Source organism: Oryzomonas sagensis, assembly GCF_008802355.1.
GTDB lineage: Bacteria > Desulfobacterota > Desulfuromonadia > Geobacterales > Pseudopelobacteraceae > Oryzomonas > Oryzomonas sagensis.
Window position 1 is genome coordinate 151,433 of the sequence record NZ_VZRA01000001.1, and the last position, 22,737, is coordinate 174,169.

The window sequence follows — 22,737 nt, forward strand, 5'->3', positions numbered from 1 at the left end:
GCCACAGAAACGCGGAGACGCAGAGGTACACAGAGAAAGGCAAAACGAGGTGGAAAGCAAAAATCTTTTGAATTTCAGCCTGTGGTTTTACTCTAAAAAATATTGGCTTTCTCTCTTTTGCCTTTCCTTTGTGTCTCCGTGTCTCTGTGGCAGATTGATCTTTTGTGATTTGCCGTTTCACTATCTGAAGAATATGCTCCCCCCCTGTAGGATATTCCACAGCCTTTCACCTCCTTCTCACTGTACATTCCAAGCAATCGCTGTATAATCGCCATATTGCATCGTTGGCACACCCCTTGAATCAGAGTGATGCATGACCACGAAACCAATACCGAGGCACCCCATGAAAACCCGCGTCGTTTTTCTTGCCCTGCTCGTCACCGCCATGCTTCCGGCAGGCTTCAGCCGCGCGGCTGAGACCAAACCGACGGAAAATCTTGCTGAACTGGTAAAAACCGCCCTGGCGAACAATCCCGAGGTCACGGCCTCCGGGGCGCACCTCAGGATGCTTGAAAACAAAGCCAAACAGGCCGGGAGTCTGGAAGACCCCATGCTGATGCTGAAGATCCAGAACGGCGTCGTCAGCGATCCCCTCAACTTCAGGCGCGACAGCATGACCCAGAAGGTCGTGGGCATCAGCCAGCAACTCCCCTGGTTCGGCAAACGGGGCCTTAAAAGCGAGGTGGCGCGGCGCGACGCCGAGGCCTCCCACTGGAACCGGGAAGAGCGCATCCTGGACATCGTCCGGGGGGTCAAGGAGACCTACTACCAGATCTATTTTACCGACAAATCCCTGGAGATCCTGGCCAAGAACACCCGCATCCTGGATGACTTCATCACCATCGCCCAAAACCGCTATGCGGTGGGCCAGGGGGTCCAGCAGGACATCTTCAAGGCCCAGCTGGAAAAATCGAAACTGCTCGATATGAAAATCACCCTGGAGCAGCAGCGGCGCGGCCTGGAGATCCGGCTGAACAGCCTGCTCTACCGCTCGGTGAACACCCCCGTCGGCACCATCCCCGACCCGCAGATACTCCCGCTCAATCACGGCGATGCGGAACTGCTGGAACAGGCCGAGAAGAACCGCCCCCTGCTGAAGGGGATGCAGGCCCAGATCGGCAAGACCCAAGCCGCCCAGGCCCTGGCCCGCAAGGAATTCTTTCCCGATTTCACCGTTTCCTTCGAGTACATGCAGCGGGAACCGGCCATGGGGAGCGACGGCTCGGACATGTACGGCCTGGGCGTCACCTTCAACCTGCCGGTGCAGCGGGAACGGCGCCACGCCATGCTGGCCGAGTCGGCCTCGGAACAGGCCATGTCCACGGCCGAGTTGAACGACGCCAAGAACAGCATCCGCAGCGCCATCGCCGACCTGATCTCCCAGATGGAGCGGCGCCGGAAGCTGGCCGAACTGTACAAGGGCGGCATCATCCCCCAGGCCGAGCAGGCCCTGGAATCGGCGGTCATCGCCTACCGGGTGGGCAAGGTGGATTTCCTGGCCCTTCTGGACAGCCGGCTGACGCTCTTCAACTACGAGCGGGACTACTACGACTCCCTGGCCGATTACCAGATCAGGCTGGCCCAGTTGGAGGCCACGGTGGGGGCCGACCTGGAAAACGGCAACACACTGGCGGATCATTACCAGCACTAGAACATTGCAACATTACCTATTTTGTCCCCCCTCCCTTGACGGGAGGGGGTTAGGGGGTGGGTGAAGCTGCAACAAAAGATCATTCCATGCAACCTCCCCCCCACCCTAACCCTCCCCCGCAAGGGGGAAGGGGACGTTACAGTTACCAGGGAAACATCCTCCCTCCCTCAGAGGCGAGAAACCATAACGAGGAAAGGTGCTCCCCATGGCCTTAAACAAGAAGATAACCATCCCCCTGACCCTGGTGGTACTTGCCATCGTCGTCGCCAGTTGGCTCTACAAGAGCGGCAAACTGAGCAAGGAAGCCGGCTGGTTCAAGAAAGACGGGCACAACCATCAGGAGCAGAGCGCCAAACCGCTCTGGACCTGCCCCATGCACCCCTTCATCATCAAGGACAAACCGGGGGCCTGCCCGATCTGCGGCATGGAGCTGATCAAGAAACTCAACGACGCCCAGGCAACCACCACCCAGACCGCAGCGCAGAAGCAGCAGGCCGACATGCTCGGCCATGTCTCCCTTTCGCCGACCCAGCGGGTGATGGCCAATGTGGCCACGGTGGAGGTGAAGCAGGAGGACCTGAACCGGGAGATCAACGCCGTGGGCATCGTGCAGTACGACCAGTCACGCCAAGCCAAGGTCACGGCTTGGATCGCCGGCCGCATCGACAAGCTCCACGTGGGCGCGGTCGGTGCTTATGTCGGCAGGAACAGGCCGGTGGCCGAGGTCTATTCCCCCGACCTCCTGGCCTCCCAGCAGGAATACCTGCTGGCGGTGAAAAGCCGCGACCAGCTGAAGAACTCGCCCATCCCCTCCATCTCCCAGAACGGTGATGGGTTGGTGCAGTCGGCCAAACAGCGCCTGATGCTGTTCGGGGTCAAGGAGAGCCAGATCGCCGCGCTGGAACGGGCCGGCAAGCCCAACATCCGCCTGCCGATCTACACCCCCCTGTCGGGGGTGGTCATCGAAAAGCTGGTCCAGCAGGGACAGTACGTCAACACGGGCGACGTGCTGTTCAACATCGCCGACCTCTCCCGGGTATGGGTCGAGATCGAGGTGTACGAAAACGAATTCCCCAACATCAAGATCGGGCAGCGGGTGGAGATCCAGTCCCAATCCTTCCCCGGCAAGCCCTTCAGCGGCAGGATCGCCTTCATCTACCCCTTCCTGGACCCCAAGACCAGGACGGTCAAGGCGCGGGTGGAGATGGCCAACCCCGGCATGAAGCTCAAGCCCGATATGTTCGTGCGGGCGTCGATCAAGATAGGGTTGGGCAAGGCCATCGTCGTGCCGGTCACGGCGGTGATGGATACGGGCAAGCGCCAGGTGGCCTGGGTCGAGACCTCCCCCGGCATGTTCGAACCGCGTGCAGTGCAACTCGGCCAGCGCACCGACGACAAGGTGCAGATCCTCTCCGGCCTGAAATCCGGGGACAAGGTGGCGGTCTCCGGCGCCTACCTCATCGACTCGGAATCCCAGCTCAAAGGTGGCGGCGGTCATGAAACCATGCCCGGCATGAAGATGGACGACAAGAAACCGGCACCGACGGCACCGGCGGCTCCGGCGGCTCCGGCCAAGAAGGATTCGCTGAAGATGGATGACATGAAGATGTAGACTTTAGAATCTGCCACAGAGACACAGAGACACGGAGAAAACCAGGAGTAAGGCAAAGAAATAAACGAGATTTTGGTGTTGGTTTACCCAATAAAGTCTTTAGTTTTTCTCTGTGAACCTCTGTGTCTCCGTGTCTCTGTGGCGGAATTGGACTTTTAATTATGATCGAAAAAATCATCGAATACTCCGCCAGGAACCGCGTCATCGTCCTGATGATCTTTGCCCTGATCGTAGCCGCCGGGATCTGGTCGGTCTACAAGACCCCGGTGGACGCCATCCCGGACCTGTCGGACAACCAGGTGATCGTGTTCACCGACTACCCCGGCCGTTCGCCCCAGGTGGTGGAGGACCAGGTCACCTATCCTTTGGCGGTCAACCTGCAGGGGCTGCCCCAGGTCAAGGCCGTGCGCGCCTCGTCGGCCTTCGGCTTCTCCATGATCTACGTGATCTTCGAGGACAAGGCGGACATCTACTGGGCCCGCACCCGGGTCCTGGAGCGGCTCAACTACGCCGCCTCCCTGCTTCCCCCCGGTGTGGTGCCGACCCTGGGCCCTGACGGCACCGGCGTGGGGCATGTGTTCTGGTACACCATCGAGGGCAAGGGGTATGACCTGGAGCAGTTGCGCACCTTGCAGGACTGGTTCGTGCGCTACCAGTTGAACACCGTGCAGGGGGTGGCCGAGGTGGCCTCCATCGGCGGCTATGTGCGGGAGTACCAGATCGACCTGGACCCCAACAAGCTGTTCGCCTACAACATGAAGGTGGGCAAGGTGATGGAGGCGGTCAAGGCCTCCAACAAGGACGTGGGGGGACGGCTGATCGAACAGGCCGACGCCGAGTACCTGATCCGGGGGCGGGGCTATGTCCAGTCCAAGGCCGACCTGGAGAACATCGTGGTGGGCGCCGACATGCGCGGCACGCCGATCTACGTCAAGAACCTGGGCACGGTCCAGATGGGGGGCGCCATCCGGCGCGGCATGCTGGACATGAACGGCGAGGGGGAGGCCGTGGGCGGCATCGTGGTCATGCGCTACGGCGAGAACGCCAAGGATGTCATCGACCGGGTCAAGGTCAAGATCAAGGATCTGGAGAAGGGATTGCCGCCGGGTGTGAAGATCGCGGTTTCCTATGACCGCTCCGACCTGATCGAACGGGCCATCGATACCCTGAAACATAACCTGCTGGAGGAATCGGTCGTCGTCTCCCTGGTGATCCTGGTGTTCCTGCTCCACTTCCAGAGCGCCCTGGTGATCGTGCTGACCCTGCCGATCTCGGTACTCATCGCCTTCATCACCATGAAGCTCATGGGGGTCTCCTCCAACATCATGTCCCTGGGAGGGATCGCCATCGCCATCGGCGTCCTGGTGGATGCCGGGGTGATCATGGTGGAGAACTGCTACCGCCACCTGTCGGAGATGCCGCCCGAGGAACGGGCCGGGAAACGTCTCGAGGTCGTCATCGCCAGCGCCAAACAGGTCGGCCGGGCGATCTTCTTCTCCCTGGCCATCATCGTGCTTTCCTTCGTGCCGGTCTTCCTGCTGGAGGGGCAGGAGGGAAAGATGTTCCATCCCCTGGCCTTCACCAAGACCTTCTCCATGATGGGCTCGGCCATGATCGCCATCACCCTGGTGCCGGTGCTGATGTACTTCTTTATGCGCGGCAAGATGCCTCCCGAGAGCGCCAACCCGGTCTCCACATTCTTCATCAAGCTCTACTCGCCGGTTATCCGCTGGGTGCTGAAATGGAAAAAGACCACCATCGCCCTCAACCTGGTGGCGCTGGGGATCGCCGTCCCCCTGTTCATGCACCTGGGGAGCGAGTTCATGCCGCCTTTGGATGAGGGGTCGCTGCTCTACATGCCGGTCACCCTGCCCAACGTCTCCATCACCGAGGCCAAGCGGCTCATCCAGGTACAGGACACGATCATCAAAAGCGTGCCCGAGGTGCAGCACGTCCTGGGCAAGGTCGGCCGTGCCGAAACCTCCACCGACCCGGCGCCGGTCTCCATGTTCGAGAGCATCATCATCCTCAAGCCCAAGGAGCAGTGGCGACCGGGCATCAAGAAGGCCGACATCGTGGCGGAACTGGACGGCAAGCTCCAGCAGATCGGCGTGCGCAACGGCTGGACCCAGCCGATCATCAACCGCATCAACATGCTTTCCACCGGGGTGCGCACCGACTTGGGGGTCAAGATCTTCGGCTCCGACCTGAACGTGCTGAAAGACCTGGCCGTGCAGGCCGAGGCGATCCTCAAACCGATCCCCGGAGCGGCCGATGTGGTGGCCGAGCGGGTTACCGGCGGCAATTACATCGACATCGACATCGACCGCGAGGCGGCTGCCCGTTACGGCGTCAACGTGGCCGATGTCCAGGACGTGATCGAGACCGCCCTGGGGGGCGCGACCCTCTCCACCACGGTTGAGGGGAGGAACCGCTTCCCCATCCGCATCCGTTACGAACGGGACTACCGGGACAGCATCCCGACCATCCGCCAGATCCTGGTGGGGAGCGCCGACGGCGCCCAGGTCCCCCTGGCCATGGTGACCAAACTCAAGGTTTCCACCGGCGCGCCGGAAATCAACAGTGAGGGTGGCCTGTTGCGTTCGCTGGTCTTTCTCAACGTGCGTGGCAGGGACATGGGCGGGTTCGTCAACGAGGCCAAGCAGGTGCTGGAAAAGAACCTCAAGCTGCCCCCCGGCTACTACGTGGCCTGGTCCGGGCAGTGGGAGAATCAGGTTCGCGCCAAGGCGCGTCTTCAGGTGCTGATACCCATGGGGATGGTTATCATCTTCATCCTGCTCTACTTCACCTTCCACTCGGCCCTGGAGGCCAGCATGGTCATGCTCTCGGTCCCCTTCGCCCTGGTTGGAGGCGTCTACCTGGTGTCCGCCCTGGGGTACAATATGTCGGTGGCGGTGTGGGTCGGCTTCATCGCCCTGTACGGCATTGCCGTGGAGACCGGGGTGGTGATGGTCATCTACCTGCACGAAGCGTTGGACAAGAAGCTGATCAATGGGCCATGCACGGAGCAGGACATCTACGACGCCACCTTCGAGGGTGCCGTGCTCCGCCTGCGGCCCAAGCTCATGACCGTGGCCGTGGCGCTTTTGGGCTTGGTACCGATCATGTGGTCCACCGGCACCGGGGCCGACGTGATGAAGCCCATTGCCGCGCCGATGATCGGCGGCATGCTCTCCTCGGCGGTGCACGTGCTGATCATGACCCCGGTGATCTTCGTGCTCATGAAGAAACGTGAGTTACGGAAGGGGACACTGAAGTACAGCGGGATGAAACACTGAATCATAATCTGCCACAGAGACTCAGAGAAAATCAGGAGTAAGACACAAAAAACAATTCTTTGTTTTGGCCTACGTCGCAATGTTTTGTTTTTCTCTGTGAACCTCTGTGTCTCCGTGTCTCTGTGGCAGACGTTGATCTTTAAGCAGCAATAACCTCGTACGTGAAAAGGAGAACAACAATGAAAAAGCAACTACTGATGATCGCAGCGGCAACACTGGCCTTCTCGGCCCCGGCGGCCTTTGCGGCCGACCATGAAGAGCATGACCACGGTTCCATGGACATGGGGCACGGCGACCATTCCATGATGGAGATGGGGACTGCGGCTCACCAGGAGGTGATCGACGGGGTCAAGGCAACCTTCAAGGTCATGAGCATGAAGGAACATATGAAGGGGATGGATATGCCCAAGGGGATGAAGGAAACCCACCATCTCATGGTCGAGTTCAAGGATGCCAAGAGCGGCAAGGCCCTGACCACCGGCGAGGTCAAGGCCAAGGTAATCGGGCCGAACAAGGCCGAACAGACCAAGGACCTGATGGGCATGCAGGGGCATTTCGGCGCCGACTTCGACCTCTCCAAGAAGGGGAAATACGGCGTCATGTGCAAGTTCAAGCTGGCGGACGGCAAGGTGCGCAGCGCCAAGTTCTGGTACACAGTGAAATAGGGCCAACGCAGACAGCCCCCCCAAAAGGAACAGGCAGTCGATGTATTGCACATCGACTGCCTGTTTTTTCTTTCAGAATACCGGCGTGGGCCTAATCTATGGCAACGGCAGGTTCCAGCCGTTCTTCTACCCTCGCCATGCGGCTTCCCAGCTTGGCAAGGGTCTTGCGCATCTCCGGCAGATAGGGGAATATGGCGGCGGACTTGAGCCGCGCCTGGTGAGGCATTGCCGGGGTGCCGCTCAATACGGCTCCAGCCGCCACGTTGCCGAATACGCCCGACTGACCGGAGATCATGGCGTTGTCGCCGATCACGGTATGATCGACGATCGCCACCTGACCGCCGAGGGTGACGTGCCTGCCCAACCGGGCGCTCCCGGCTATGCCCGCCTGGGCGACGATGATGCAATCCTCGCCGATATCGCAGTTGTGGGCCACCTGCACCAGGTTGTCGATCTTGGTGCCGCGCCCGATACGGGTGGTCTCCAGGGCGGCCCGGTCAACGGTCGAATTGGCGCCGATCTCCACGTCATCCTCGATGACCACGTTGCCGATCTGCGGGATTTTGAACCATCCTTTTCCGTTGGGTGCATATCCGAAACCATCGCCGCCGATAATCGTGCCGTTGTGGATGGTGACGCGGCTCCCGAGCAGGCACCCCTCGCGCACGGATACGCCGGAATGCAGGGTCACGTCATCCCCCAGCACCACCCCCTCGTAGAGCGATACATTCCCGTGGATGGTCACCCGGTCGCCGATCCGCACCCCGTCGGCGATGCAGGCGCCGGGGTAGATGGAGGCATCTTTGCCGATAACCACGTCCCGGCCCACAAAGGCCCCCGCCATGACCCCCTTGGCGCTGCGCGGCCGGGAGGTGAAGAGCGTCAGCAGCTTGGCGAACGCCAGATAGGGGTTGTCCACCACGATGGCATTGCGGCCGAACGTCTCTGCCGTGGGAGGCATGACGATCGCCGCGGCGCGGGTCGTCCCGACCTTGGCGCCATAGCGGGGGTTGGCCAGAAAGGTGATCTGCCCCTCCACCGCGTTGTCCAGCGTCCCAAGCCCCGTGATGACGGCAGCGGGATCGCCCTTAACCTGGCCGCCGAGATACTCGGCCAGTTCCTGCAGGGTTTTACTCACGTCACATTCCGTTCCCGGCGAAGACGATGAGAGGAGTCCGCCACGTTTATTGTATGGTACTGTATGTACCATAGCACGTATCCCTAGTACTGTAATTCCATTTACACGTTACAATTAAGGAAATATGAATGAACAATGCCAAAGGCTCTGGACGCCGGCACGAAATCATCTCTTGAATCGAAACCAATCGCTGCTATCATAGGGCAACCATGCTGTCCCAACGGGAGGTTTTGTATGCGTTGTGCCGTACTGCCGTTTTTCCTGCTGCTGGCGCTGTTCTCCGGCTGCGCCTTTGTCAATGTGCCGTTGATCCCGCCCCCCAGTCCCCTGGCCGAACAGGTCTTTGAGGGGGATGGGACCAAAAAGATCCTGCTGCTGGATATCAGCGGCACCATCTCGGAGCAGGAGAAGCCGGGCGGCTTGCTGGGACGCGCCGCCCCCTCCCTGGTGTCTCTGGTCCGCGAGTCGCTGCACAAGGCGGAACAGGACAGGGCGATCGCCGGCGTCATCCTGCGCATCAACTCGCCCGGCGGCACCGTGACTGCCAGCGATATCATCCGCCACGACATCACGGTGTTCAAAAAACGCCGGAACGTCCCGGTGCTGGCCTGCATCGTGGCCACCGGCGCGTCGGGGGGCTACTACGTGGCCACGGCGGCCGACGAGATCACGGCGCACCCCACAGCCATCACCGGCAGCATCGGCGTGATTCTCATGAAATTCAACGTGGAGGGACTGCTGGGCAAGATCGGGGTGGAGGAGCAGACCGTCAAGTCCGGGGACAAGAAGGATATCATGTCACCCTTCCGCAAGGCCACGCCGGAAGAGGTGAGGCTGGGGCAGGAGATCATCGACCAACTCTACGGGCGGTTTCTGGATGTGATCATGGAGCGGCCCAAGAACAGCCTGACGCGGGATGAACTGCGCAAGCTGGCCGACGGGCGGATCTATACCGCGAACCAGGCGCTGGCAGCAAAGCTGATCGACCGGATCGGCTACCTGGATGACGTCATCGCCCAGATTCGCACGACCGTGGGTGACGGGAAGGCGCGGGTGGTGAGCTATTACCGCCCCGGCAGCTACAAGGGGAGCATCTATGCCGGCGCGGCCGAAAAGGAAGGGCTGGCCGAGGCGTTGAGCGGCTTCGACGGTTTCGATTCCTTTGGGGGCAGCAGCTTCATGTATTTGTGGCGGCCGTAAAAATCAATGGGACTTATGGGACCCATAAGTCCCATAAGACCTATAAGTCCCATGAGGGGCTGATTCAGGCCGCCCCCACGAAATTTTCCAGCAAGCGCCGTGCAGTTGCACCATAGTTTGCCTCGGCCCGCCAGGCGGCCACCAGTTCGTCGGCACGCTCCCGGGTGGCCGAGTCCCAGGCGCACCAGGCGCGGATGATCTCTTCGGTCACCTCGGGATGGAACTGGGTGCCCCAGGCGCACGGCCCGATACGGAAAGCCTGGTGCGGGCAGGCCGGGGAAGCGGCCAGCAGGACCGCCCCAGGGGGAATGTCGAAACTGTCGTGATGCCACTGGAAGGTGCCGAGCCGGGGGGCACACCCCGTAAAGAGCCGGTCCTCCCTCCCCGCCGTTGTCAGTTCCACCTCCAGCGTCCCCAACTCCTCCCAACGGTTCGCTACCACCTTCCCCCCCATGGCCGCCGCCAGCAGTTGCCCCCCCAGGCAGATCCCCAGGTAGGGGGTGCGGTGGGCCACCATCTCCCGGATGAAGCCCTTTACCTGGGTGAGAAAGGGGTGGCGCTGATCGTCGTTGGCGCACATGGCGCCCCCCAGGACGATCACCCCCTGCGTCTCCTCCGGCGCGGGCAGCGGTTCGTTGCGGTAGGCGTGGCAGACCTTGGCCGCAATACCCATAGCCTGAAGGTGGTCAGTGATGTTGCCCGGTGGAACCTCCGGGTCGTTCTGGATGATGTGGAACACGCAAGCACCTCATTTCAGCGGATAGTCGGACATGCGAACGAAGTGGAAACCGCGACGCAGCAACTCCGGGACAGCAGCCATGATCCCCGCCCCGGTGCCGCTTTCCGGGTGGTTCATGTGGCAGATGATGATATCCCCGGGGACGGCCTTCACCAGCGCCGCCGTAACCTTGGGGGCGCTGTAGGTCGCCCCGGCATCCCCCAGGATGCTGAAACCGGCCACCTCATGCCCCAGGGCGCCTGCGACCTCCACCGCCACCTCGTCGTAATAGGCCGTACCGGAGCGATAGAGCTTCGGCCGCTTTCCGGTGATCGCCTCGATCTTCCGGGCGTTCCGTTCGATCTCCTCCACCAACTCCCCTGCATCCTTCGTGCCCTTGATGCCGTACACCGACCGGCCGGTCACCGAGGCCGGCTTGTGCCACATACCGTGGTTTGCTATCTCGAACAGCGGGTTGGCGGCCAGGCGCTTGAACAGCTCGGGGTTGGCGTCGATCCAGCGGGCGTTGATGAAAAGGGTGGCAGGTATCCGCTCCTGCGCCAAAAAATCCATCAGCCGGGCATCGACCCCCTTGCCTTTCCCGCTGCCGCAGGCGTCAAGGGTCAGGGCGACCACCCGGTCTCGCGTATCCAGACGGGTGCGCACGCCGCTGACCGTCTCGCCCCACTGGAGCGGCTTGCGGCCGGAGAAGCGGGCACTCACCTCCTGCTTCAAGGCATCCAGGGGAGGAGCGGGCTCCGTTGCCCACACCGGTACGGCCGACAGCAGCAGAACCGATAGGGCCGGATAAACCACCCTGATCTTTCCGAACAATAATCCCAACATGATACCCCCTTGTTTCATTAATCCTGAAGACGCAGTTATTCACCACAAAGACACAAAGGGCACAAAGGATTCACCGTCCTAACGGCGAAAAGGTATTCACCCTGAAGCCGAGTCCAGCCAATTACAAAATTGTCATATAACTAACTGAAATCATCCTCTGTGTAGCTTTGTGTCCTTTGTGTCTTTGTGGTGAACTGCCGTTTCTCTAGTAATGCTTCTTGACGCGCAACAGCCGCGCGGCAACCATGCCGATTCCGGCCGCGGTGATACTCAACATGGCCCCCATCTTGGCCGCCCCCTGGAGTGACGGGTCGGCGAAGGCCTCACCCGCCACGAACAGGGCCACGGTGAAGCCGGTGCCGGCGATGATGCCGGCCACCAGGAGGTCGCTGCGGTGCATCCCCCGCGGCAGGCCGAAGCCGAACCGGGTCGCCAGGCAGCCGAAACCGAAGATGCCCAGACTCTTGCCGCAGAGCAGGGCCGCCAGCACCAGCCAGGTGGCGGTCCCCAGACTGGAGAACCCGACCCCGGCATTGGCCAGGCCGAACAGGAACATCCCCACGTCCACCACCGCCTTCCATTCGTGCTCGAACCGTGCAAGGGGCGAGCGGTCGGCCGGGTCCTCCTCGAAGAGCAGCTTGGTTTCGCGGCGGCTGTGGGGCAGGAAGGGGACGATGAAGACCAGGGCCAGGGCGGGGTGGAGATGGGCGTGGTGCAGGCCGCTCCAGCTCAGGGCGCCGCCGCAGATCACGGCGGGCCAGTAGCTTGTGACCTTGAGGCGGCGCAGGCCGTAGGCGACAAGCATCCCCAGGGCGGTCAGCAGCAGCCATAACGGCGCCACCGGGTGACTGGGATCGGGGTAGAAGACGGCGATGATGGCCAGCCCCACCGCATCGTCGGCCACGGCCAGAAGGAGCAGATAGGAGACGGCCGGGTGAGCCGCGCCGAAGACGGCCCGGGCTACCAGCCAGGCCAGGGCGATATCCGTGGCCGTGGGGATGCCCCACCCGTTGCGCAACTCCGGCCCGCCCACCAGGGCGTTCAGCCCCAGGTAGACCGCCACCGGCCCCAGCACGCCCCCCATGGTGCCCAGAAGCGGGTTGACGGCCCGGGAGGGGGGATTGAGGGCGCCCCCCGGCAGGCAACTCTGGGTGATCTCCACCGCGGCGATGCCGAAGAAGAGCACCATGAACAGTTCGTTGGTGATGAAGTGGAAGGTGAGCCCCCCTGCAAGCGGCTGGTGCAGGAAGGCGTAATACCCGGCCGGGGCCAGGTTGGCCCAGGCAAGGGCAACCGCCACGCCGGTGAGCATGGGCACGGAAAATTCCAGCAGCAGGTTGAGGCGTCGTTTCATGGGGCTGTCCGAGATTTGATCGGCAGAGTGTAGCACCCTTTGGGCGGGGTGTGAAGTGATGCCTGCTCTTTCTTGTTGACCTGTGCGGTGAAGCGGATATGATTTGAAGAGATCAAAGGAATGAGGAGAACCCGTGCCCAAAAAACTGCCCAAAATGCTGTACGCCGATGAAAAAGGCAATATCTACGATCACCCCGAACTGTGCATGGCCGGGATGAACGGCACCGTACCGGTGCTGCCCGAGGATGTTGAGTTGATCCCGCTGCCCGAGGACAGCCGGATGTTCACCATGCCCGCCATGCCGCCCATCGCCTGGGACGAGCGCAAGAAGAGCTTCGTCACCCTGGACAGCGTCAGGGAGGGGAAGCGGACGCGGCGCATCCAGGCGGTCTCCGCCTTCATGGCCCCCGGCTACGTGCGCACCCTGCTGCCGGCCTGCGACTATTCCCGCAAGGCGGTCCAACTGCCGCTCTGGTCCTACACCGCCGTGGGGTGGGATGAGGAGCGGGACTGTTTCGTGGTGGCCGCGTCCAAGGTGGACAGCAACAGCAACTGGAACCCGGTCAACTACGACGACCGCACCCTCGACCCGCTGGTGCGCCAACGGCTGGCGGAGATGCCGGGCAACCGCCTGCTGGAGCAGTTGTCCCGCTGCGCCCTGGACTATCACTGCTTTGCCGCGAAAAACCTCTTCTATCGCCGCTGGGAAGCGCCGTTGCCCACCTCGCCGGTCTGCAACTCGGCCTGCCTGGGGTGCATCAGCCTGCAACCGTCCGAATGCTGCCCGTCCAACCACGAGCGCATCGGCTTTGTGCCGACCCCGGAAGAGATCTGCCAGATCGCCCTCCCCCACCTGGAACAGGCCGAACAGGCCATCGTCTCCTACGGCCAGGGGTGCGAAGGGGACCCGATCCTCCAGGCCGACACCATCGCCGAGGCGACGCGACGCCTGAAAAAGGCCACCAGCCGCGGCACAATCAACTTCAACTCCAACGGCTCCATCCCGGAGCGGGTGCAGCTTCTGTGCGACGCGGGCATGGACTCCTTCCGCTTCTCCATGAACTCGGTGCGGGAAGAGCTGTACAACCGCTACTACCGTCCCAAGGGGTACAGCTTCGGGGACGTGCTCCGCTCCGTGGCCATCGCCAAGCAGGCGGGCCGTTTCACCATGATCAACTACCTGGTCTCCCCCGGCGTCAGCGACGCCCCGGAAGAGGTGGAGGCGCTGCTGCGCTTCGTGGGCGACACCGGCATCGACATGATCCAGATGCGCAACCTGTCCATCGACCCGGATTTTTACAATAAAGAGATGGGGGTAGAGGGCAAGGGGATCGGCATGTATCGGCTGTTGGAGCGGTTGAAGCGGGAATTTCCCCGGTTGCAGTTTGGGTACTACAATAGGACCAAGGAGAATTTCTTTCCGGAGGGATTTGAGCAGGGGTGGCCGATCAAGGGATAGGAAAAGGGGAGACTCAAAGGGGCGGGTCTACATTTGAAAGTAGACCTGACTCGCTATCCCCCCAATCAGGCGGCGAGCCGCAACGTCGTCGCTATCTCATTCCAGGGGACAAAAATTCGTTTCTGCTCATCGCGCTCAACAAGCCCGACAAGCTCCAACACCTTTATGTCGTCGTACACATTCTTGTAGCTTCGGTTGAGGAGCTTCGCCAGCGCGTTAATACTCATTGCGCCGGCTTTATGCAGCGTTTCCAGCAACACAAGGCGTTTCGGCGTGATATACCGCAGGAGCGTTTTAAAATCGTTGAAGTAAATCCGTTCGATAGGCTGCTCGGGGAAAATTCCCTGATCGAACTGCCTCAAAATGTTTCTGGTCTCCTCTGCCGACTCTTTCATATCCTTTATACCGATTTTCAGATCTCTCATACGGTGATTCCCCTTTCCCCGCTCATAAGGCCCGTGAGGTCAGGCTTCCAAGATGCCAAACTTGGTTCAGAATAGGCTTTCAAGGGTCCAATCAGTGTCGCCAAAGTGGCGAATTTTGCATGTTGATAACTATAGGCCGGACTTTCAACTTATCTACTTTGAAGTCTGATCTAACTGACTTCATTCTATAATCTATTGAATCTCAATGAATTTATGAGCAATTGCATTTTGAAAAAGATTACATACCCCATATGACTTATTTCCAAGTATCTCAACTCTATATCTCGCTCTAGTTATTGCGACATATAATCTATTATGAGCAGTATATGTCAAATAATGAATGCTATCCTCTGTCATAGCTTTATTAGTTGGTGGGACCCTTCCATCATCAACTCCAATTAAAATAACACCATCAAATTCTAAGCCTCCTACATAGTCAGGAGCGCCCAAAACAAACCGTCCAGACTTTTTCGCCTTGTTGACCACCTCCATGTCACCACGATTTTTCAACAATTCAACTGGCTTATTATGCTCAACTGCATAATTCTTAACCATGTTGAAAATTTCGGTAGAAAAAGGCACCAGCAAGACATCTGATTTTTGTGATGACATCGCGTCAACAATATTTTCTGCATGCTTGAAAGCATTCTCAATCATTTCATCATCTGTCGTGAATAAATAGTACTGAGGTAATTCAGATTTTCTTTCTTCCGCTTCTGTAAAAGTACTTGTTGCTAATTCCAAAGGATTATAAAAATTTGTAAACAATGAAGCTCCAGACGATGTAACAGAAAACGCAAGATTAACAATATCTGGTGAACATCTAAAAACAGCTTTAACATTTGTTTCTATTGCTGATTTATCATGTTTCAATATTTCTTTGCAATATTTGCTCGATGATATACCTCTATCACCTGTTGCTTGTGATGTATCAAGGGAGAATATTATATTATTTATTTTTACATCTTTTATAAGGTGGTGAAAAACTGATAGTTCATTAATATTGAATAAATGAGTTTCATCTATAAATATACTATCAAAACCTTCTTTTTCCTTTATCCTGCGCCAAATGGGTGTGTCAAGATGCCCAATTGCCGTCAAAATAACATCGTCAGTATCATATTGACTTATTTTATTGAGCATTTTTCGATATTTAGTAAAAATCATAAAAACAAAGCCGATATCATATTCATTATTAAGTGGCAGCCCATATTGAATACGTTCTAACTTTTTATACCGCTCCAAATCTTCATCTGCACGACCCTTTATCATGATCGAGATTTCATGTTGTAACATTTCACAGATATTCCATGGACTTTCTTTCTCTAAAAAGATTGCAAACTCATTTGATAATATTTTTTTATAGGTTGTAAAGTCATTAGACATAGCTTCATCGAATGCTTGAACAATATATAAGAGCTGAGCGTCTTTTGAATCCATTGCATCCCGATCAATCAATTCTGTTTCAGATATATTCACTCGAATATTATTAACACACCATTCATGCAGTGTAGTTACAGTAACACCAACTATATATTCAGTATTAGATTCGCACAGGTATTTACTTGCATCGTTTCCAACAAATATATCCTCTATTGTTTTCTTTGTTGAATTACTATGAGTAATAAATAATGAGTGATGCTCCTGACTCAATTTTTCGCATTCAATTAAATTATTTATGCATTTCAATATTAGACTCAATGTCTTCCCAGTTCCAGCAGGACCCTCAATCTTTTCAGGGCCACTGACTGCCCGCTTTACAAACGCTTTCTGGGCGACTGTCAATATTTCTAGCCAATTACTAAATCCAAGCGAAGTAACACCAATAGGCCTATCTATATTATCCAATTTAGTGACACAAAAAGAGGATATTTCTGGCTGCTGAAGACTAGCTTGCCTTAATTCGTCCAGCTTCAGATATGCTTGATTTAGACATGTAATTGCTTTTCTATAATTCGTTGTTGGAGCTTCTTCATTTTTACCTGCTCCGTCATCAGTGCTCAATTTATATACAAGCAAAAACATGTTGCCAATATCTCTTCTTTCAGCCCTTCTTTTGTCTGGACTTTCTTCAATAACGATTCTTGGTGGAGCGCTAGAGGTCGTAAACGGGAACGGAAAGATAACAGATTTGGTTGAATCCTGAATGTGCCTTTCTGTCATTGGGTGAGCTAATTTATTCCAATATCTAAGGGCAAATCTAACGGTTTTTTGGAACAAAATTATTACATCTTTATTTGACTTGTTATCAAATATTCTACTTTCACCTAAATCAAAAACAAGGTACTTAGTCGATTTTTTTGTATTACTTAAAAAATAAACACCATCATCAACGTAAATAAGAGCTACTTTTATATCAAACTGGTTATATTTAGTCCCACCAGTGAGCACATCAACCAATTGATTTGCTTGGTCGAAGTCAATTGACTGTAATGTGCGATTAGAGGCTATTTGATCAGCAGCTTCATCACCCACAACTATATACTTCATAACGCCTCCATATCGTGAACAATAAAGTGATTGGCAATCGACGCAATATGTTCAGAATCAGTATCTTTTACACCAATTCTGCAAAAAGTAGTACCAAAGCATTGCATAATATGTTCTATATAAGGAGATTTCATTTGCGAAATTGGCATAACATAGTCTGTGTTAGAAAATGACATTTTATTATCATATAATTTATTTTTGCTGACTAAATAGTCGTATTCTGCCTTGGATAAACCATTTGCCATCTTAGTTGCCAATTCATTTGGCAACCAGTTAATTTCTCTTAACAATACCACATAGCCCGTATCAATTGATTCTGAACCTATTCCAGGTATATAATAATAACCATTGAGTTTGTGCTTTACCAGATCATTGATTATTGCATCTCTAATTTTAGAATTAGAATTAATCAGTTCAAGAAATTTGTTTTTGTTAAATTTAACAGATAAAGCATCAATTATATCTAATTGTGATAGTAAATATAAATATCGTTCTCTTTGTTTTTTATTATTAATATCAATAATTATTTTATCATACACTACCCTAGCAGGTATTGTATCTAATATTGAATTAGATAAATTCATGTTAGTCAATATATTATTCATTTCATTACGGATTTGATTTATTATTTTAGGTAATATAATGCTATTAAAATCAACATAAATCCAATCACTCATATTAATTATTGGCAAGTAATTATATAAATTAACCTTACTATGTGCTATATCACAACGAGCAGTTATTATAAGCCCATACACTTGGCAATGGCTATATTCTTCTGCCACAGCACCTGTAAAAATAAGCCCTTGATGTAATTTATTATCTTGTGGAAGCGAAATTATCTCATTTTTTATCATTGGATATCGTAGCCTACTAGCTTAATATAATTAACCAAATGCACTCTTTAAAAGAGAGAAGAACAGTGACGGCTTCGACTTCATGCCATATGCATCCCCATATTTAAACACTCATATGTTCAGGAGATGTTCCGGGACAGGCTTGCACCTTTGCATTCATACAACCCTAGGAAGAACATCGGCGTCAGGTTCCCATTCTCCACAAACAACTTCATACCGCCGCCGGTGCGATCCTTCACGCCCTTCTACACCCCGCAAAACCAAATTTCAACGTAAAACCAGAGTGTTAAAAAAATTACCATAAAAAGGCCAATCCCCTATTTCATTGAAATTAAACAATAAAAGGCTCACGAATCTCACCCAGCCACCTCCCATTGCATCATTTTGATACAAAAAAAAACCGGAAAATATCCGGGCTTGTGGGTGCCTTTTTCAAAAAGAAGCAAGGGGGTCAAAGCTCCAAATATCAAATTTGAATTTTGGAGACCTACCCCTCCCGCCTTTCACAGAAATTGCGTGGCGCGTCAACAGCGCGGAGAGAATCCGTGACAAGAATTTAACTTGCCGAGTGTAAACATTTTGTTTATACTGCATCCATGATTAAGACCTTTGCCGACAAAGCAACCGAACGGTTCTTTGAATCCGGGAAGTCGAAAAGGCTACCGCCAGGCATTGTCACCCGTGCGGCCATGCGGTTGAACCAGCTCGACAATGCCACGGTGGTCGAGGACTTACGGATGCCGCCGTCAAACCACCTTGAAACGCTTTCGGGAGACAGAAAAGGTCAGTGGAGCGTCAAGATAAACGACCAATGGCGGGTATGTTTCACCTTCGCCGAGGGTCATGCGTATGACGTAGAGATCACCGATTATCACTAGAACTGGAGAACTGGCATGGCAACAAAGAATGGGCTTCCGGCCATCCACCCCGGAGAATATTTGAAAGAAATCCTTGAAGAGCTTGGGCTATCGCAAAATGCCTTTGCCGGCTCCATCGGCGTCTCCGCCATGAGGGTTTCCCATGTCATTCATGGCAAGCGCCCGGTGACTGCCGAACTGGCCGTGTTGTTCGGCAAAGCGTTCGGCCAGACGCCGCAGTACTGGATGAACCTCCAGACGAGCTACGATCTGAAAATCACGGAGAAGATCATGGCGCACCGGGTCAGGCAGATACGCCCGATTGCGCTGGCCGCGTGATCAAGCAGCTTATGGAGAGGTAAGGGGGCCAAAGCTCCAAACAGTAAATTTGAATTTTGGAAAAAAAGAGCAGGGTCTCAGCTACCTACACATCCCCGTAAATTTTGGCCTCGCCTGTCACGATAACACAGCGAACACTAAAACACGCCTTTCGCCCTTCTACACCCCGCAAAACTAAATTTCAACGTAAAAACAGAGTGTTAAAAAAATTACCATAAAAGCTCGACCATCTATCACCTTGATATCACATGTAAAAACCAACCCAAAACCGCCCATCCGCCCATCATTGCATCTTTTTGACACAAAAAAAGCCCGGAAAATATCCGGGCTTGCGGGTGCCTTTTTCAAAAATGCCGCAGGGTCCATCCCTCTCAGGCAATAGTATGCCGGATATCCTTCCCCTTAACCATGAAGATCACCATCTCGGCGATGTTGGTGGCGTGGTCGGCGATGCGCTCCAGGGACTTGGCCACGTAGTTGAGCTTCATGGAACGGGAGATGGTACTGGAGTCCTCGATCATGAAGGTCAGCAACTCCCGGTGGATCTGCTCGTTGATCTCGTCCACGAAGTTGTCGTCGTTGCAGACCTTGATGGCCAGATCGTCGTCGCCGTGCACGAAGGAGTCCAGGGACTCCTTAACCATCACCTCGGTCCAGTGGGCCATGCGGGGGATGTCGATATACGGCTTGAGCTGCGGCTCCGCGTTCAACTCCTTGGCCCGCTTGGCGATGTTGGTGCACTGGTCGCCGATGCGCTCCAGGTCGGTAACGATCTTGAGGGCCAGGGTGATGAACCGCAGGTCGCGGGCGGCCGGCTGGCGCAACGCCAGGAGTTCCAGGCAGCGCTCGTCGATGTTCACCTCCAGGTTATTCACCTCATGGTCCATGGCGATGATACTGTCGGCAAGGGGGGTATCCCGCTCCACGAGCGCCTTGACCGACCCGGAGATCATCATCTCCACCTTGCCGCCCATGGCCAGGAGCATGCTGCGCAGCTCGTCCAGCTCTGTGTCGAATGTTGCACTGAAGTGTTCACGTTCCATATATCGTCATCCTTTCCATCCCGGCAACCGGTTGGTGTGTTTTTTTGTTCATGGGGGCCGGGATAGAGCCCGCCGGCCGGTTCCCCTAGCCGAATCTCCCCGTGATATAATCCTCGGTCTGCTTTTTCTCGGGGTTGGTGAAGACCTTGCGGGTCTCGCCGATCTCCACCAGTTCGCCGATGTAGAAGAAGGCCGTCACGTCCGATACCCGCGCCGCCTGCTGCATGTTGTGGGTAACGATGACGATAGTATACTTTGATTTCAAGTCCTCGATCAACTCCTCGATCTTGAGGGTCGAGATCGGGTCCAGGGCCGAGGCCGGTTCGTCCATCAGGATCACCTCCGGCTTGACGGCGATGGTCCGGGCGATGCAGAGACGCTGCTGCTGGCCTCCCGACAGTTCCACGGCCCCCGTACGGAGGCGGTCCTTGACCTCGTCCCACAGGGCCACGCGCTTCAGGCTCGACTCCACGATCTCGTCCGCATCCCCCTTCTTCAACACGCCGTTCAGTTTGTAGCCGGCGATCACGTTGTCGTAGATGGACATGGCCGGAAAGGGGTTGGGCTTCTGGAAGACCATGCCGACCCGGCGGCGGATCGTGACCGGGTCCACGCTGCGGCCGTAGATGTCGGTGTCGTCCAGCATGATGGTGCCGGTCACCCGGGCGGAGGGGGTCAGGTCGTGCATCCGGTTGATGCTGCGCAACACCGTGGATTTGCCGCAGCCGGACGGGCCGATGATGGCGGTCACGCTGTTCTCGGCGACCTCCATGGCGACATTTTTGACGGCATGGTTATCTCCGAAGTGGATATTGAGGTCTCGTATGGCTAATTTGCTGTTCATGAAATGCCCTTTCAGGAATGTTTGCTTCTGCCGAGCCAGCGGGCGGCCAGGCTCAGGCCGAACATCAGCACCACCAGCACCAGGGCTCCGGCCCAAGCCAGACGGTGCCAATCCTCGTACGGCGAGATGGCGAAATTGAAGATCTGCAGCGGCAGGGCGGCCATGGGTTCCGTAAGTTTCTTGCTCCAGAACTGGTTGCCGAGCGCCGTAAAGAGCAGGGGCGCCGTTTCCCCGGCCACCCGGGCGATGGCCAGCAGGACGCCGGTGATGACGCCGGTCAGGGCGCTGCGCAGGGTAACCTTGATGCTGGTGCGCCAGAGCGGTACCCCCAGGGCCAGGGACGCCTCCCGCAGGGTGGCCGGCACCATCTTGAGCTGTTCCTCGGTGGTGCGCAGCACGATGGGGATCATGATGAGCGACAGGGCAAAAGAACCGGCCAGGGCCGAAAAGCCCTTGAGCGGCACCACCAGCATGCTGTAGGCCACCATGCCGGTGATGATGGAGGGGATGCCGGACAGGACGTCGGCGCAAAACCGGATGGCGGTGGCAAGCTTGCCGGTGCCGTACTCCGTCAGGTAGACCGCGCCGAAGATACCGATGGGGAGCCCCACCAGCGAGGCCATGCCGATCATGATGGCGGAACCGGCGATGCCGTTGGCCATGCCGCCCCCCGCCTCGCCGGTCGGCTTGGGTATCTGGGTGAAGAAGTCTAGGGAGATGGAGCTGATCCCCATCTTGACGATGTGATAGAAGATGATGATGAGCGGCAGCAGCACCAGGAGCGTCGCCCCCCCCATCAACAGCGTGGCGGACAGGTTGGCCGTCCGGCGCAGGGTAATGGAACGCAGGATCATGCCACGCCTCCTTTCCACTTGCGGGTGACGCTCCAGAGCAGCATGCGGGCCAGGAAGTTGATCACCAGGGTCACAAACAAGAGGATCAGGCCGATCTCCATCAGCGCCGAGGCGTGCATCTTGGTGGTGGTTTCTGCGAACTCGTTGGCAATGACGCTGGGCATGGTGTAGGCCGGCGACAGGAGCGACAGGGAGATCTGGGGGGTGTTGCCGATCACCATGGTGACCGCCATGGTCTCGCCGATGGCCCGGCCCAGGCCGAGGATCACCGCGCCCAGGATGCCGGAGCGGCCGTAGGGGAGCACGGCCATGCGGATCATCTCCCAGCGGGTCGCTCCCAAGGCGATGGCCGCCTCCTTCTGGCTCGACGGCACCGCCATCAGGACCTCCTTGGTGATGGAGGTGATGATCGGCACGATCATGATCATCAGGATAAAGACGGCGGCCAGCATGCTGACCCCGTAGGGTGCCCCCCGGAAAAAGGGGAGAAAGCCGAAATGCTCGATCAAGAACGGCTGGATGGTGCTCTGGAGCCAGGGGGTCATGACCAGGATGCCCCACAGGCCGTAGATGACGCTGGGGATGGCGGCCAGGAGCTCGACCAGGGCGGCGGTGGCAGCGCCGACCTTGCGGGGCGCCAGTTCGGTGATGAACAGGGCGGTGCCGATGCTCAGCGGGGTGGCCAGCAGGATCGCCAGGATCGAGGAAACGATGGAGCCGTACAGGTAGGGGAGCGAGGCAAACTCCTCCTGGACGGCGTCCCAGGTGCTGCCGCCGATGAATCCCCAGCCGAAACGGCTGATGGCCGGCAGGCTCTCCTTCACCATCTCGGCGGTCATGAGCAGAAGGATGACGATGATGCTGCAGGCGAGGAGCAGGGTGAATCCCCGGAATATGGCGTCACCCTTGATGCCTTGTGCGCTGTTCTGCATGTCTGGTTCCTATCTTTTTACTCGTTTGTATCTGTTTGGATCGTATCAAGAACATGTTACGGACATGTTACGGAGCGGGAACTATCCGGCAACATTGTCAAGTTTGTAACATGCCGCCATTTTGTCAAATTCAGGTGACTGCCGGGCAGCTGTT

General features: G+C 56.3%; 19 protein-coding genes. 8 read left to right on the forward strand and 11 right to left on the reverse strand.

The window, feature by feature from the left end:
- Positions 1-343 precede the first annotated feature (343 nt).
- The 4 genes from F6V30_RS00670 (at position 344) to F6V30_RS00685 (ending at position 7,227) form a co-directional block, all read left to right on the forward strand.
- A complete protein-coding gene (locus F6V30_RS00670) occupies positions 344-1,651 on the forward strand; it encodes a TolC family protein (protein WP_151154622.1) in 1,308 nt (435 codons plus the stop codon).
- Positions 1,652-1,856: 205 nt separating this feature from the next.
- Positions 1,857-3,263 carry an efflux RND transporter periplasmic adaptor subunit gene (locus F6V30_RS00675; RefSeq protein WP_151154623.1) on the forward strand — a complete coding sequence of 469 codons (1,407 nt, stop codon included), beginning with the start codon at positions 1,857-1,859 and terminating at the stop codon, positions 3,261-3,263.
- Positions 3,264-3,424: 161 nt separating this feature from the next.
- The gene (locus F6V30_RS00680) at positions 3,425-6,562 is read left to right on the forward strand and encodes an efflux RND transporter permease subunit (protein WP_151154624.1); all 3,138 of its coding nucleotides are present in this window, start codon (positions 3,425-3,427) and stop codon (positions 6,560-6,562) included.
- 179 nt (positions 6,563-6,741) lie between these two features.
- Entirely contained in the window at positions 6,742-7,227 is a 486-nt protein-coding gene (locus F6V30_RS00685; protein WP_151154625.1) for a hypothetical protein, read from the forward strand.
- A 91-nt stretch (positions 7,228-7,318) separates the two neighbouring features.
- On the opposite strand, the gene lpxD is transcribed toward F6V30_RS00685, so the two are convergent.
- A complete protein-coding gene (gene lpxD, locus F6V30_RS00690) occupies positions 7,319-8,365 on the reverse strand; it encodes a UDP-3-O-(3-hydroxymyristoyl)glucosamine N-acyltransferase (protein ID WP_246163112.1) in 1,047 nt (348 codons plus the stop codon).
- A gap of 234 nt (positions 8,366-8,599) precedes the next feature.
- Between lpxD and sppA the strand changes: the two genes are divergently transcribed.
- Positions 8,600-9,565 (forward strand): signal peptide peptidase SppA, encoded by a 966-nt coding sequence (sppA, locus tag F6V30_RS00695; RefSeq protein WP_151154627.1) that lies wholly within the window; start codon positions 8,600-8,602, stop codon positions 9,563-9,565.
- A gap of 64 nt (positions 9,566-9,629) precedes the next feature.
- Here the strand turns inward: sppA and F6V30_RS00700 are convergent, their stop codons facing one another.
- The 3 genes from F6V30_RS00700 to F6V30_RS00710 all read right to left on the reverse strand — a co-directional run bounded on the left by F6V30_RS00700 (position 9,630) and on the right by F6V30_RS00710 (position 12,483).
- On the reverse strand, positions 9,630-10,304 hold the full coding sequence (locus F6V30_RS00700; protein ID WP_151154628.1) for a type 1 glutamine amidotransferase: 675 nt from the start codon (positions 10,302-10,304) through the stop codon (positions 9,630-9,632).
- A 9-nt stretch (positions 10,305-10,313) separates the two neighbouring features.
- A complete protein-coding gene (locus tag F6V30_RS00705) occupies positions 10,314-11,129 on the reverse strand; it encodes a polysaccharide deacetylase family protein (protein WP_151154629.1) in 816 nt (271 codons plus the stop codon).
- A 205-nt stretch (positions 11,130-11,334) separates the two neighbouring features.
- A complete protein-coding gene (locus F6V30_RS00710) occupies positions 11,335-12,483 on the reverse strand; it encodes a Na+/H+ antiporter NhaA (RefSeq protein WP_151154630.1) in 1,149 nt (382 codons plus the stop codon).
- 154 nt (positions 12,484-12,637) lie between these two features.
- On the opposite strand from F6V30_RS00710, the gene F6V30_RS00715 reads away from it, so the two are divergent.
- A complete protein-coding gene (locus F6V30_RS00715; RefSeq protein ID WP_151156360.1) occupies positions 12,638-13,942 on the forward strand; it encodes a radical SAM family protein in 1,305 nt (434 codons plus the stop codon).
- Between the two features lie 65 nt (positions 13,943-14,007).
- Here F6V30_RS00715 and F6V30_RS00720 read toward each other — a convergent pair whose 3' ends face one another.
- The 3 genes from F6V30_RS00720 to F6V30_RS00730 all read right to left on the reverse strand — a co-directional run bounded on the left by F6V30_RS00720 (position 14,008) and on the right by F6V30_RS00730 (position 17,714).
- Positions 14,008-14,367: an HVO_A0114 family putative DNA-binding protein gene (locus tag F6V30_RS00720; RefSeq protein ID WP_151154631.1), complete on the reverse strand. Its 360-nt coding sequence runs from the start codon at positions 14,365-14,367 to the stop codon at positions 14,008-14,010.
- A 192-nt stretch (positions 14,368-14,559) separates the two neighbouring features.
- Positions 14,560-16,857: a UvrD-helicase domain-containing protein gene (locus F6V30_RS00725; protein ID WP_151154632.1), complete on the reverse strand. Its 2,298-nt coding sequence runs from the start codon at positions 16,855-16,857 to the stop codon at positions 14,560-14,562.
- Positions 16,854-17,714 carry a hypothetical protein gene (locus tag F6V30_RS00730; protein ID WP_151154633.1) on the reverse strand — a complete coding sequence of 287 codons (861 nt, stop codon included), beginning with the start codon at positions 17,712-17,714 and terminating at the stop codon, positions 16,854-16,856. Before F6V30_RS00730 ends, F6V30_RS00725 begins: the two co-directional genes overlap by 4 nt.
- A gap of 596 nt (positions 17,715-18,310) precedes the next feature.
- On the opposite strand from F6V30_RS00730, the gene F6V30_RS00735 reads away from it, so the two are divergent.
- Both F6V30_RS00735 and F6V30_RS00740 read left to right on the forward strand, forming a co-directional pair.
- On the forward strand, positions 18,311-18,592 hold the full coding sequence (locus F6V30_RS00735) for a type II toxin-antitoxin system RelE/ParE family toxin (protein WP_149212053.1): 282 nt from the start codon (positions 18,311-18,313) through the stop codon (positions 18,590-18,592).
- Positions 18,593-18,607: 15 nt separating this feature from the next.
- Positions 18,608-18,910: a HigA family addiction module antitoxin gene (locus F6V30_RS00740; RefSeq protein WP_151154634.1), complete on the forward strand. Its 303-nt coding sequence runs from the start codon at positions 18,608-18,610 to the stop codon at positions 18,908-18,910.
- Positions 18,911-19,281: 371 nt separating this feature from the next.
- Here F6V30_RS00740 and phoU read toward each other — a convergent pair whose 3' ends face one another.
- The 4 genes from phoU to pstC all read right to left on the reverse strand — a co-directional run bounded on the left by phoU (position 19,282) and on the right by pstC (position 22,583).
- The gene (gene phoU, locus F6V30_RS00745; RefSeq protein WP_149307031.1) at positions 19,282-19,953 is read right to left on the reverse strand and encodes a phosphate signaling complex protein PhoU; all 672 of its coding nucleotides are present in this window, start codon (positions 19,951-19,953) and stop codon (positions 19,282-19,284) included.
- 85 nt (positions 19,954-20,038) lie between these two features.
- Positions 20,039-20,797, reverse strand: a complete 759-nt coding sequence (gene pstB, locus F6V30_RS00750) for a phosphate ABC transporter ATP-binding protein PstB (protein WP_151128560.1) — start codon at positions 20,795-20,797, stop codon at positions 20,039-20,041.
- A gap of 11 nt (positions 20,798-20,808) precedes the next feature.
- Positions 20,809-21,651, reverse strand: coding sequence for a phosphate ABC transporter permease PstA (gene pstA, locus F6V30_RS00755; protein WP_420819515.1), 843 nt, complete (start codon positions 21,649-21,651; stop codon positions 20,809-20,811).
- On the reverse strand, positions 21,648-22,583 hold the full coding sequence (gene pstC, locus F6V30_RS00760) for a phosphate ABC transporter permease subunit PstC (protein WP_151154635.1): 936 nt from the start codon (positions 22,581-22,583) through the stop codon (positions 21,648-21,650). Before pstC ends, pstA begins: the two co-directional genes overlap by 4 nt.
- Positions 22,584-22,737 lie beyond the last annotated feature (154 nt).